The 13,304-nt window shown below is 44.5% G+C and carries 11 protein-coding genes; 6 read left to right on the top strand and 5 right to left on the bottom strand.

Going from position 1 to position 13,304, the window contains the following annotated elements; genetic code table 11:
• Positions 1-15: 15 nt before the first annotated feature.
• The 3 genes from OO774_RS07270 to OO774_RS07260 form a co-directional block, all read right to left on the bottom strand.
• Entirely contained in the window at positions 16-306 is a 291-nt protein-coding gene (locus tag OO774_RS07270) for a hypothetical protein (RefSeq protein WP_264905825.1), read from the bottom strand.
• Positions 307-484: 178 nt separating this feature from the next.
• Positions 485-772, bottom strand: a complete 288-nt coding sequence (locus tag OO774_RS07265; protein ID WP_053815743.1) for a type II toxin-antitoxin system RelE/ParE family toxin — start codon at positions 770-772, stop codon at positions 485-487.
• On the bottom strand, positions 769-1,050 hold the full coding sequence (locus tag OO774_RS07260) for a type II toxin-antitoxin system Phd/YefM family antitoxin (RefSeq protein WP_011080399.1): 282 nt from the start codon (positions 1,048-1,050) through the stop codon (positions 769-771). Before OO774_RS07260 ends, OO774_RS07265 begins: the two co-directional genes overlap by 4 nt.
• A gap of 213 nt (positions 1,051-1,263) precedes the next feature.
• Between OO774_RS07260 and OO774_RS07255 the strand changes: the two genes are divergently transcribed.
• Positions 1,264-2,463, top strand: a complete 1,200-nt coding sequence (locus tag OO774_RS07255) for an IS4 family transposase (RefSeq protein WP_263837029.1) — start codon at positions 1,264-1,266, stop codon at positions 2,461-2,463.
• A 745-nt stretch (positions 2,464-3,208) separates the two neighbouring features.
• Here the strand turns inward: OO774_RS07255 and OO774_RS07245 are convergent.
• Entirely contained in the window at positions 3,209-3,862 is a 654-nt protein-coding gene (locus OO774_RS07245; protein ID WP_264905815.1) for a GIY-YIG nuclease family protein, read from the bottom strand.
• A gap of 255 nt (positions 3,863-4,117) precedes the next feature.
• Here OO774_RS07245 and OO774_RS07235 point away from each other — a divergent pair, with 255 nt between their 5' ends.
• From OO774_RS07235 to OO774_RS07225, 3 genes are all read left to right on the top strand, one after another.
• Complete coding sequence (locus OO774_RS07235) at positions 4,118-5,530, top strand: integrase arm-type DNA-binding domain-containing protein (protein ID WP_264905814.1); 1,413 nt, start codon at positions 4,118-4,120, stop codon at positions 5,528-5,530.
• Positions 5,531-5,672: 142 nt separating this feature from the next.
• On the top strand, positions 5,673-6,515 hold the full coding sequence (locus tag OO774_RS07230; RefSeq protein ID WP_243978653.1) for a hypothetical protein: 843 nt from the start codon (positions 5,673-5,675) through the stop codon (positions 6,513-6,515).
• 14 nt (positions 6,516-6,529) lie between these two features.
• Positions 6,530-7,303 carry a hypothetical protein gene (locus tag OO774_RS07225; RefSeq protein ID WP_243978654.1) on the top strand — a complete coding sequence of 258 codons (774 nt, stop codon included), beginning with the start codon at positions 6,530-6,532 and terminating at the stop codon, positions 7,301-7,303.
• Positions 7,304-7,533: 230 nt separating this feature from the next.
• On the opposite strand, the gene OO774_RS07220 is transcribed toward OO774_RS07225, so the two are convergent.
• A complete protein-coding gene (locus OO774_RS07220; protein ID WP_243978656.1) occupies positions 7,534-8,253 on the bottom strand; it encodes a GntR family transcriptional regulator in 720 nt (239 codons plus the stop codon).
• Positions 8,254-8,553: 300 nt separating this feature from the next.
• Between OO774_RS07220 and mngA the strand changes: the two genes are divergently transcribed.
• Positions 8,554-10,488, top strand: a complete 1,935-nt coding sequence (gene mngA, locus OO774_RS07215; RefSeq protein ID WP_264905813.1) for a PTS 2-O-a-mannosyl-D-glycerate transporter subunit IIABC — start codon at positions 8,554-8,556, stop codon at positions 10,486-10,488.
• Between the two features lie 156 nt (positions 10,489-10,644).
• On the top strand, positions 10,645-13,284 hold the full coding sequence (mngB, locus tag OO774_RS07210) for a mannosylglycerate hydrolase (protein ID WP_264905812.1): 2,640 nt from the start codon (positions 10,645-10,647) through the stop codon (positions 13,282-13,284).
• The last annotated feature ends 20 nt before the right edge of the window (positions 13,285-13,304 follow it).

Raw genomic sequence — 13,304 nt, 5'->3', positions numbered from 1 at the left:
ACGCAATTTTGAAGACTATTCCGGGCAATACCTATTAAACAACACACAGCAAGTAACGAAGAAGGCTAAAACCAAGGTAATTTGCCACAAACCGCCACCATAGAAAGACATTTGATTATCAGACCAAACCCTTAAGGCGATATTGAATAGCTCACCTTTCAGGCCAATAACGACAACCGCAGCTAGATAATATTTAACAAACTCGATGAGAAGAGTTTTAGTGTTGGACAAGTAAGTATCCAGCATTTTAAGAGCCTGAGATTGTTGAACCTGTTCCCGAATAGTAACAAAAGCAAACTTGCTCATAAATCAGTCAAACACTCTATTGCGACCAATCTCCATATTGAGTCATAACGCCGCGTTAAGTAGTGAGCAACGCCACCACAAAACCTAACCATACCACCGTAAACGCAAAACCCAACGATAGAATGAAAAATGCCATGCGTTGGGAATCTGTCTTAAACGCTTTGTTATAACACAATTGCTACACGTCACTTTCAGTTAGCATTTGACGACAATTTCGTACAGTGAGGACACGAATTTCATGGCTGAGGCTATAAATGATTCGATAGTGACCAAACAAGATTTCGCGATAATTGGTATGAGGTAGTTCAGGAACCGTTCGCCCCATTTCAGGCATACTTGAGAGTAGTTCAGTTTTATCGAAAACCTCATTAACCCAGTTTTCTGCCGCCACTGGGTTATCCAGTGAAATGAACTCGGCTGCATCACCTAACTTTTGTAATGCTAGTGGTGACCAGACTACTTTCATTTCTTAATACGCCCCAACACTTGAGCGCGAGCATCTTCATTAGAAACACCTAAACCTGAAGCTAGCTGTGCTTCAGCAGTACGCATTTCCTCCAGTAACTCGATCTTCTCTTGCATTGCTTCATATTCTGCAACATCAAGGACAACTGCAACACCCTTACCACGTTGTGTGATTACTAATGGTCTGCGAGTTTCGTTAATCTGCTTAATAAATGACGTTACCCCAGCACGAAATTCAGACAAAGGCTGAATATCTTGATCAAAGTGGATGCGGCTCATGTTGAACTCCTAACGGTACAATTTAATGTACAAATAATAGTTCAACTAGCCATTTTGAGCAATAGCCTGATTTTGTGTTATAACGCCCTGTTCTTACGAATCCCCTCATAATTTCTATATAAAACAATGAGTAGACGCGCATCGCTCATTCTGATCTAATGAATTTCGCCAAAAACACACCTGATTAAATGGATTTAATAGGGAACCCTAACGATGCGCGACATTCAAATTCTACAGCAAACTCTCGAGAATCAATGCCCTGACATTCACAAAAAACGACTGAGATCTCTGATGCTTGCAACCAAAACTGTACTCGACGGCTCTGATCTCACATTGACCAAAATTGGGCGCGCACTCGACACCGATACCACCGTAAAGCATGCGATTAAACGTATCGACCGATTGCTCGGTAATCGCAACCTACACCGTGAAAAAGACGCCATTTATAGGTGGCATGCGTCCTTTATTACCCGTGCCAACCCTTTTCCTGTGGTGCTCGTTGATTGGTCAGATGTTCGTGAGCAGCTACGTTATATGACATTGCGCGCTTCAGTCGCCGTTAAAGGTCGAGCCGTCACGCTTTATGAGCAGGCGTTTGAATACAAAAACTACAACTCTCCAAAGAGCCATCAATACTTTCTCGATAAGCTTCAAACGCTCCTGCCCGAAGGCTGCACTCCTATCATTGTCTCGGATGCTGGATTTAGAAATACATGGTTTCGGCAAGTCGCCAATAAAGGTTGGTTCTGGTTGGGACGCGTACGTGGCGAAGTCTCGATCAAATGTGGTGATGCACCTTGGCAATGGAACAAGACCTTCTATCCTCAGGCAACTGACACGCCGCAGTTTTTAGGGGAAAGCCAATTAGCACGGCGTTCGCCGCTCACATGCTTTGCCTACTTATACAAGAGTCAACCTAAAGGCAGAAAACCCCATCGACACAGCCGAACCTGCCAAAAGCATTCAGCAGGAAAAGTATTCCACAAAGGTGCAAAAGAGCCTTGGCTTCTAGTAACAAACATCCCCAATCAGGTATTGAATGGCGTTAAAATCACTCGCTTATACGCCAAAAGAATGCAGATTGAAGAGTCGTTTCGAGATCTAAAAAGCCCCGCTTACGGATTGGCACTGCGCCACAATCGAACTCGCTGTACGAATCGTATCGATATCCTGCTGCTCATGGCGCTAATGGCAGAAATCATCATGTGGTGGAATGGCTTAATCGCCATGCAAGCTCAATGGCATTATGACTTCCAAGCCAACACCATCAAACATCGCCGAGTACTATCCATCCCTAGACTGGGTAAAGAGGTACGTTGTCATCGGAGATACCAAATAAAAGGATCCCAATATCATTGGGCTATGTTGGAATATCAACGTCTCACACACACTTGTGGCTTAGGTGAATTATGAGGGGATCCGCCAGCGCCCTGCTAAGGGGTGAGCAACGCAATACCGAAGCCTCTGCACACCGCCTTAATCACTAAATTCAACGCATAGTGAAAATGCCACGCGTTGCGAATCCCTCTTGAGCAGCTTGTTAGTTTGCAAACCCAAAGCGTTGATTTTACGTTATTTTAAACTTTGCAAACAATACACTTCATGTGTTTTGATGCACTTAAGTCAGGCGTAGTCTCAAAGCGGCTGCTCAATGAAACCACTTGGAACAAACAACGCCGTAGAAAACGGACTAACAACACCAAAAAGCGCTTTTGGAAAACCAATCTCACAATGCGGACTTTCCACAAAGTCACTGAAACCACGTGAACTTACCACACCAGAGAAAACGTCATTTCAGCGAAATGATCGGCTTTTGTACCAACAAACTCAACGAGCAGAGTTTCAGCAAAAAAGTTCAACTCAGTTAACCCAAAAGTCGCCGCACCAAAGAACAGGTCAAACGTTGAAACGATGCCAATTTTGAATTTTCACCACGCTAGTTAACACTGAAATTGAACACCGATACAACAATTTCGACTTTGAGCTTTAACCACTAGATCTTGCGATATAACTGCGTTTTTCCTCTTGCAAACTAACGCCCAATTAAGGGGTGAGCAACGCTACCACCCAACCTAAAGCATTGTACCGTAACCACTAAATTTGAAGTAGAAGCAAAAATGCCAAGCGTTGGGAATCCCTCTTAAATTGTTTGTTAGCACTATTTCTTGTTTGGTTTTGCTAATGAGCTATAGACCAAATCTACAAACGTTACCCCATGCCAATCCTCATCAAGTGATGGATTAATCGTGTCAGGAGTTTTGCCGAGTAACTTCTTAACGTGCTTATATGCGTTAATACGCTCCGCCAACCTAAGCATTTCGTGTTGATGCTCAGGTGGCAACATTTTGTTTCGATACCAAGTATTAAAAATATGATCACATAGCTCTTGGTTACAAGAAAACCATTCACCTTGGCGTCGTAACCTTGCAAACTTTTTATGTAATTCCGTTTCTCGCTTGGAGCCACCAGGCTCAAGCGCACCAATTACTAACTGACCAAAAGTACCGGTTTGTAAGTTTCTCAATCGCGTCAATACATTTTTCGAGCGCCCGATTTTGACGAACAGTCCTTGGAATGGATGGGCATTTTCATGTGGTCCAGCCCATGTGTCAGGGACTTGAATTATGTAGTAAATACTATCAATCGTGCCAAGGCACACCTGATTAGCCCAATCTGACCAAGTTGAAATCCAGTTTTCGGCAAGTTCATAAGTCTCAAATTCTTGAGTCGTGAAATAGTATTCTCCACTGTCATAGTGGACATCAGCGACAAACTTACCATTCTGATTCTTTTTGATATTCTGAACGTTCAACGTTACTCCTAATAGTGCTAACGCCCTGCTAAGGGGTGAGCAACGCAATACCGAAGCCGCCGCAAACCACCTTAATCACTAAATTCAACGCACAGTAAAAATGCCACGCGTTGCGAATCCCTCTTGAGAATCTCCAAACACGAATCACTAGGTCTCAGCAACTCTCACATAACCACCTAACCACTTGATTTAAAATAGAATAACACTCTTTAACAATCATTATTTCTCACTACATCTCACAGCTCTAGTACCCCCTTGCGTACCCCTAAACCGATTGATAAGTTCAGGGGACATACACAAATAAAGGAGGGTAACAGCATGGCTGCTATCTTTAAATTATCAGACACACAAATTAAAAATGCAGAGCCAACTGATAAAGAATACACGCTATCGGATGGTGGAAACCTTTACTTAAGAATACGTAATAATGGCTCTAAAAACTGGTTATTTATCTACACAGAATCTAACACAAAAAAACGTAAAAAAATCGGGCTTGGTTCATACCCTAGCCTAGCACTCGCCGAAGTCCGAAAAATAGCAGAAAAGCTTCGTGAACAGATGGCAAATAACATTGACCCGAAAATCTATCGTGATAAGCAAAAACTTGACGGTGCCATTGTCAGTGAGCTTACCTTTGAGTCGGTTGCCGAGCTTATGCTTGAACGAGACGAAGGAAAAGAAACGACTACTCGTAAAAAGTTACTTGAAGAAGCTCAAAAGGAAGCCGAAATTAATGGTACAGATTTTGGTGAAGAAGAAATCAAGCGCATTATGAATAAGGTGAGAACAAGTCATCGAAAGCGCTTGTTCTTGAAGCGTCATTTATACCCAAAGCTAGGCCACATACCCCTGAGCTTTATTACCACAACCGCCGTAATTGAAGTCATCAAACCACTTCAAGCAAAAGGACAACTAGAAAACGTAAAACGCGCTTGTACTTTTGTTAATCAAGTCATGTATTTTGCTCTTAATAGAAACTACATCAAGAGTAACTGCTTAGCATATATCAAACATGAGTTTGTTAAACCAAAAGTAACGCATATGCCTGCTGTCCCTCCCAATGAGTTAGCAGAGGTAATGGCTACCATGTCAAACCACAATATGAAATTAGTCACTCGCTGCGCGTTTGAAATGCAACTGCACACGATGACACGTGCGTTTGAACTCGCCGCGATGCGATGGTGTGACATTGACTTTAAGTTGAAGCTTTGGACGGTGCCTAAGTTTTACACTAAAGGTGGGCGTGAGCATCTCGTTCCCCTGAACGAATACACGCTTGGCTTATTGGCGTTTATGAGGCCTATTTCAGGGGACCAGGCGCATGTATTTCCGTCTGATAAACAGAACACTAAATTTCCACACATTAGTCCATATGCAGTGAATTCATCATTAAATCTCACCACGTTAAAAGGACGCTTAGTCAGCCATGGGTTCCGAGGCATCGCAAGCACCTACCTCAACGAGAGCACTAACTTCAAAGTAGATGCCATCGAAATGTGTCTTGCTCATTTGGATGCAAATTCTACTCGTGCCTCATACAACAGTGCGTTGTATCTCAATGAGCGATATGAGATTCATCAGTACTGGAGTGAATATATCGTCGAATCGACAGGTAAATACTATTCCATTGCAGGACAGTACCGTACCGAGTGTAGACGGAGCGCGTGATACCCCACCTCTACCTGAGGTATTACTGCTGAGCCTAAACGGCTTAGCTCCAACTAATTAACTCACCGTCACTTATGACACCCTCAACCAGTTTAGGGTGCAGCTTTCTGCACCCTAAATTCAGCTAAGAAGGATAGTCTTCATGTCGCATTCACACTTACATCAAACTCACTTAAGCCAATTAGAAGTGAAACCCATCAGCGAACATCCACGCTTTGGTGAAATGCAAACACTGCACCGTTTACGTCGAAAGGGACGCCAAACCGTGACTCATCAAAATGAAAACATCGGAATAAAACAACACCACCAGCTTCGCGCCCATCATATCTCCACCAATCAGCATGGCATTTATCAAGTCAAAATCACTCCGCCATTATCCTTAAGAATCTCAGGCCACACTAGGTCTCATTATTTTGTGGCACTGAAAACAGATGAACCGCAACATGCAATAAGCAGAGCGAAAGCAGTGTTCTTACAAGCTAAATGCTTTTTCCAAAACATCCCCCATGACCTTCCCGACTCTCTGTCATTGAGTCAGCAATTATTAGTGCAAATCCATTTAATGGCTAAACATTTTCCTGTGATTCGTGCTTACAAACACAAACCGTCAACAGACGATTTCCCAACTTTGCCCCCTCTCGACTTGAGCATTGCAGAAGAGGACATTCGTTTTCCATACTTCAACTGGTTAAATGAATTGATGGAAGAGCGCGAGCATTCAGGGATGTCTCGATTCAGGCTCAATCAGATTGCAGACTACCTTCATCAGTTTTTACGCTTCGTTGATGGCAACCACTCCAACAGCAATGGAAGGTTATACATACAGACGCGAGACATTCGCCAATATCGCAAGGCACTCTGCCAATCGATCATATGCTACAAAGAGCAAAAACAGCGTATCGACGCCATTCGTTTTTACTTCCGCTGGCTGACCTATCGAGGCTATTACACTACCCCAATACTGACACGTCCCCTTTTCTCTTAATTAGGAGTTTAACCATGATGATGACTAACCCAATACGCCTCAGCGTCATTTCTGCACTCGATGACGGTCTGGCTTACTCCCACTCAGACTACTTTGCACCGCTTCTGATGCAAGGCATCAGTGCCGTGGACATCGGTCTAATTGAACTGGTCACCACGATATTACGCACTGAACCGTATCTCAATGAAACTGACCTGCTCGAACGTGGGGTGAGCCAAATACAAATCCAACAGACGTTGGGTGGTTTTGACAACTTCAAGCAACTGTTGAAGATTGATGATTATTGTTTTAGCGATTTACTGCGAGATAACAAATGGGATATTAACCACAGCATTACGCTCTCGTACTTCCAATACCAGAAATTTTATCAAGATATACGCAGAGACTACATTCAAGGCCATATTGCTGACATGCATCCAAACTTATCGGTGTTGCTCAATGAGGATTTCTCGATTCGCTCCGTGCCTATCACCCGAAGCCATTACGCCACCGTTCCCGCTACAGACGTCGAAGCAGCGGCGGTGAGTTTTGCTTTACTGTTCCGCGACTACGAGTTTATTGAATATGACGAATCGAAATCGCTCCTGACTTTACAAGCGCACCGTCGCGATAAAGCCGCCGTCATAGAGGTGCGCTGCCTCGCTTCGAAATTTTGTCAAAACACCGCCGCTGGGATTTGTGTGGTGGATGACGCTCAAGCCATGACTAAGCTCAGAAATCAGAGAAAAATTCTTGATTTTAAAACCCTGATTGAGAGAAACACACGTAACACCACAATACCAAATTAGGTTCCTTGAACGCCTCAAACATCGCATTAAAACTAGAGATACAGCTTTCGTGCAAGAAAGCTGTTTAAACTCTCTTTGGACAAAAGTTTGCCAGCGACTTTTCTAAATTAGCGATTCATGAATAACTACAGGTATGGGAAGTCGCTTAATTCGGTGCCCAGTTTTAATGGTACAGATCATCACAACGATTCATTTACCACTGTCGATTCAAGCTCTTCGAGCCGCACTTGTTATGACCGGTGTCGTTTGGCAACCAACGTAAATTTGTAGTCGGTCGATTTGAAGTAATTGCGACTGTATTCAAACACCACGTCACCTTGTAAGAAACCACGAGTGCGTTTTTCGATGATCGGTTGAGCAGGGTCGATGTCCAGAAGCTCAGCAATTTCTTGCGGAGGCAAAATTGGAATAATTTCCTGCTCACTGCGGTCAATCACCATCCCCTTTTCTTTCTCGATAAAGTGGTATTTAGAGCCTTGCATCACTTGATAGGTCAGATCAGGGAACATGTCCGTCGGTAACCACGTTTCTTCAACAGTGATTGGCTTGTCATCCAAATAACGAACACGTTTCACGTAAAAGATTTTATCGCCTTCACCAATATCCAACAAGTCCGCCATGGCAAGTGAAGCTTTTGTGATTTCAAACGCTAAAACATCACTGTGCGTCATCACATTTAAATGCGCCCACTTTTCCGCAAAACTGCTCTGCTGATAAATATCGTAGTTAATCTTGTTTTCTTTTACATAGGTTCCACTGCCCTGCACACTTTCCAATTCACCATTCTCTATCAGTAACTTTAATGCTTGGCGAACCGTTACTCGACTGCAAGAAAAAGATTCTCGCAGTTGGGCTTCGGTAGGAAGTGCCGTTCCTACTTTGTATTCGCCCTTAATGATCTTCTCACGAATTGCATTCACTATCTGACGATACATTGGCAGTCTGGCCATATTTACCTCTTTAAAAACAATACAAATAACGGTTCGAATAAGCTTGTTTGAGATAACTCTAAACCAGTTACATTAGGATGAACTATCATTGCAAAAAGATTTGGTTTACGACCCATATAATACGAAATCAGGTCAATATGACAAGTATTTGTTCGCATAACAGAACAACAAACAATACAACAATAATACATATTATAACTTAAACGCGATCATGATCACGGATCATTTGTACTTAAGATGTATTATTATAGCTATTGTTGAATGTTCAACAATGTCGAATGTGACAATGGGACAAACGTTATGAAATTAACCTCTCTTACAAACCCATCGCTGATAAACTTACAAACGACGTTCGAAAGTCGTGACGCAGCGATTCGTGCACTTGCCGAGCAGTTAAACCAGCAAGGCAAACTGCATAACAAGGAAGAATACCTACAAGCGGTGTTTGCTCGTGAGGAGCAAGGACCGACGGCACTAGGTGAAGGTTTAGCAGTGCCACACGGTAAGACGGATGCAGTAAAAGAAGCAGCATTTGCCGTAGCCACACTAAAAGAAGACTTAAAGTGGCAAGGTCTAGATGAAGACGAAGACGTAAATCTGATCTTTCTGATTGCTATTCCAAATGCAGAAGCAGGTTCAACGCACATGCACTTGCTGACCGAACTGACCACAACCCTAGTTGATGATGACGTGCGTGAAGCTGTGCTAAATGCTACAAATGTAGAACAAATTATTTCATTACTTGACGGACAAGGCGAACCAGAAGATAAGGACAGCGAATTAGATACAAATGCGCCAACAATCGTTTGTGTCACAGCTTGCCCAGCGGGTATAGCTCACACCTACATGGCAGCAGAGTACCTTGAAAAGACAGGTAAGAAGCTCGGTTATAACGTTCACGTTGAAAAACAAGGCGCAAACGGCATCGAAGATCGTCTGACTGCCGAACAGCTCAACAGTGCAACAGCGGTCGTTTTCGCGGCAGAAGTAGCGATCAAAGAGTTAGAGCGCTTTGAAGGCATTCCTCGCGTTGAAGTACCTGTAGCAGAGCCAATCAAACACTCTGAACGCATTCTTAACGAAGCAGTAGAAGCGGGTAAAGCAGGCCGAACTGCTGGCGCAGCGATTGCAACAGACGATAAACCGAAAAAGCTACCGCTTAAAACGGAATTGAAACAAGCGTTGCTATCAGGTATCTCTTACGCGGTTCCTCTAATCGTTGCAGGCGGTACCGTGCTTGCTGTTGCCGTACTATTAGCGCAAATGTTCAACCTACAAGATTTGTATGCTGAAGAAGGCTCTTGGTTGTGGATGTACCGCAAGCTAGGTGGCGGTCTACTAGGCACATTGATGGTGCCTGTACTGGCAGCTTACACGGCTTACTCATTGGCAGATAAACCAGCACTTGGACCTGGCTTTGCAGCAGGTATCGCAGCCAACCTTATCGGCTCTGGCTTCCTTGGTGGCGTTGTCGGTGGTTTGATTGCAGGTTACGTCATGCGTTGGGTAAAAGAAAATGTACGTCTAAACCCTGCATTCAATGGTTTCCTAACTTTCTACTTATACCCTGTTATTGGTACTTTGGTTGCCGGCTCACTCATGCTGTTCGTGATCGGTAAACCCGTAGCTTGGTTAAACCAAGGTTTGACTGACTGGCTAAACGGTATGTCTGGCACGAACGCCCTACTTCTGGGTGCGGTGATTGGCTTGTTCGTATCTTTCGACCTTGGTGGTCCCGTAAACAAGGCGGCTTACGCTTTTTGTCTGGGTGCAATGGCGAACGGTGTTTACGGTCCGTATGCCATCTTTGGTTCGGTCAAAATGGTATCGGCGTTCACAGTAACGGCTTCAACTCTGCTTGCGCCTCGCTTATTCAAGGACTTTGAAATCGAAACGGGTAAATCAACGTGGTTGCTTGGTCTTGCTGGCATCACAGAAGGTGCTATCCCAATGGCAATTGAAGATCCAATTCGTGTTATTGGCTCATTCCTTCTTGGCTCTGTTGTAACAGGGGCAATGGTAGGTGCAGCTGGTATCGGTCTATCAACTCCAGGCGCAGGTATTTTCTCAATCTTCCTACTGCATGATGCTGGTCTGGGCGCATTCACTGCCGCAGCAATCTGGTTTAGCGCTGCGCTGGTTGGTGCAACCATCTCGACCATCACCCTCATTATGTGGCGAGCACATGCTGTAAAAAAGGGCAAATTTGCCACTGAGGCTACTGCACAAAATTAATTCGAATCACTCATAGATTCGCTCAACTCGAGCTTTGGGCGCGGGATTACTGCGCCCTAAATATTCGTTGGCAAACTTAAATGCCGCAAAAGCGAATGGAAAACAATCAATTTTAAAACAAATTAACGGCAATTATTGCCTAAGACGGTAAAAGTTATGACTACATCTCGCGTTCATATTACTCCTCACATGCACTGGGATCGTGAATGGTATTTCACTACAGAAGAGTCTCGCATTCTGCTAGTGAACAACATGGAAGAAATCATGACTCGTCTGGAAAACGATCCAGACTACAAATACTACGTTCTAGACGGTCAAACCGCAGTTCTGGAAGATTACTTCGCTATCAAACCAGAAAATAAAGATCGCGTAAGTGAACTCGTACAAGCAGGTAAACTGATTGTTGGTCCTTGGTACTCTCAAACGGATACGATGCAAGTATCTGGCGAATCTATCGTACGCAACATGCTTTACGGATTGCGCGACTGTCTAGCGTTGGGCGAGCCTATGAAGATTGGTTACCTGCCAGACTCATTCTCAATGAGTTCTCAGCTCCCCGCTATCTACAACGGTTTCGGTATTACGCGAGCCATGTTCTGGCGTGGTTGTTCAGAGCGCCACGGCACAGATAAAACCGAGTTTTTATGGCAATCAAACGACGGTAGTGAAGTATCAGCGCAAATATTGCCACTGGGTTACGCCATTGGTAAATATCTACCGCAAGACGAGGAAGGTCTTCGCGCCCGTCTAGATAAATACTTTCCTGTACTAGAAAAGCCGTCAGTAACCAAAGACATTCTACTACCAAACGGTCACGACCAAATGCCTATCCAAAAAGACATCTTCGAGGTGATGGATAAGCTGCGTGAAATCTACCCAGATAAAGAATTCAAAATGAGCCGTTTTGAAGAAGCGTTCGAGCGTATTGAAGCCGAGCGCGAGCAACTTGACACCATCAAAGGCGAGTTCAACGACGGTAAATACATGCGTGTGCATCGCACTATCTCTTCAACTCGTATGGACATCAAACTCATCCACGCAGAAGTCGAGAATAAGATCGTCAACATCCTAGAGCCGTTAGCGTCTATCGCTTGGACACTCGGATTTGAATACCACCACGGCTTGATCGAGAAAATGTGGAAGGAGAGCATGAAGAATCATGCTCACGATTCAATTGGCTGCTGCTGCTCAGACAAAGTGCACGCCGAGATATTAAATCGCTACATCCTTGCTGACGACATGGCAACCAACCTGATCAACTTCTACAAACGCAAGATTGTTGACCACATGCCAACACGCGAAGGCTGCGACAAGTTAGCGCTATTCAACCTATCTCCATACGCTCGTGAAGAGGTGGTCAACACCACCATCACAATCCGAGCAGAAGAATTCAATATCTTTGATGAAAATGGCACACCAGTTGAGTACTTCATTCAAGACCAGCGCATCATTGACCCAGGTAAGATTGACCGTCAGATCGTACATTACGGTAACTACGACCCGTTTATCGAGTACGACATTCAAATCAAGTATTCAGTGCCAGCCATGGGCTTCACAACCCTACACATTAAAGCCAACGAGAAAGGCTCGCAAAAAGTGGCTGAGCAAAAAGAGTTCCTTCTTGAGAATGAATTCTATCGCATCAACGTAAATGCAAACGGTACTCTGAATATCTTCGACAAAGAGACTGAGCATCTTTACGAGCAAGCGCTGCGCATTGAAGACGGCTCTGATGATGGCGACGAATACGACTACTCGCCTTCTCGTAAAGAGTGGCTACTGTACTCTGACGAGTTCGATGTAGAAGTGAATGTGAAGCACGAAGGCTTCCAGTCTGTCGCAACCATCAAGCTACGCATGAACTTGCCTGAGAACCTACAACAACGTGAAGAGCGCACAGGCCAAAACGGGTACCTAGATGTGAACTGCCAAGTGGTTCTGAAACAAGGTACACGCCGTATTGAAGTTCGTATGGAGCTGGACAACCACGCTGACGACCACCGCGTACGCGTACTAGTACCAACACCGTTTGTATCGGAAACCGTGGTAGCGGATAACCAGTTCGGCTTGATCACTCGCCCAACCAACGATCCAGAAATGGCGAACTGGGAAGCAGACGGCTGGAAAGAAGCGCCTGTACCAGTTTACCAGCTAATGAACTTTGCCGCGGTTGAAAACGCACAAGGTGGTATGGCGTTAATGAGCAACGGTTTGCGTGAGTTTGAAGTGATTTCAAGCCAAGGTAATGAAGAGCGAGACACATTCGCCCTAACCCTTCTGCGTGGTGTCGGCGTGTTGGGTAAAGAAGAGTTGTTACTTCGTCCGGGTCGTCCATCTGGTATCAAGATCCCAACGCCAGATTCACAAGTACGCGGCAAGATTGTTTGTGAATTCGCATTGTTCGGTTTCGCAGGAAACCACATCGAAGCAAACGTCATGGCAGCGGCGCGTGACAACGTGACTCCAATCCAGTGCTACAACAAAATTCCTTACAACGCAATGAAGCTCAACGTTGGCGAGCAAAACCTGCCACTAACACACAGCTTGTTGAACAAATCGCAAGACGGCGCAGTATTGAGCGTATTGAAGAAAGCAGAAGACGAAGATGCGCTCATCCTACGCGTTTACAACCCATCAGAAAGCGACGTGATTAACGACACAGTGACGTTCACCTCAAAAGTGGCCTCATGGAAAGAAACACAGCTAGACGAAAAAGTGCTACCAAATGAGGTAGACACAGCATCGTTCGGCATGCTGAAACCGTGTCAGGTTAAGTCTTTCCAAGTGAAATTTTAAGTTAACCATAGCTCCGCGAC

The sequence above is a fragment of the Vibrio sp. STUT-A11 genome, from assembly GCF_026000435.1.
Lineage (GTDB): Bacteria > Pseudomonadota > Gammaproteobacteria > Enterobacterales > Vibrionaceae > Vibrio.
Note: the sequence above shows the minus strand (reverse complement) of the source record. Positions and strands in the feature narration are given on the sequence as shown.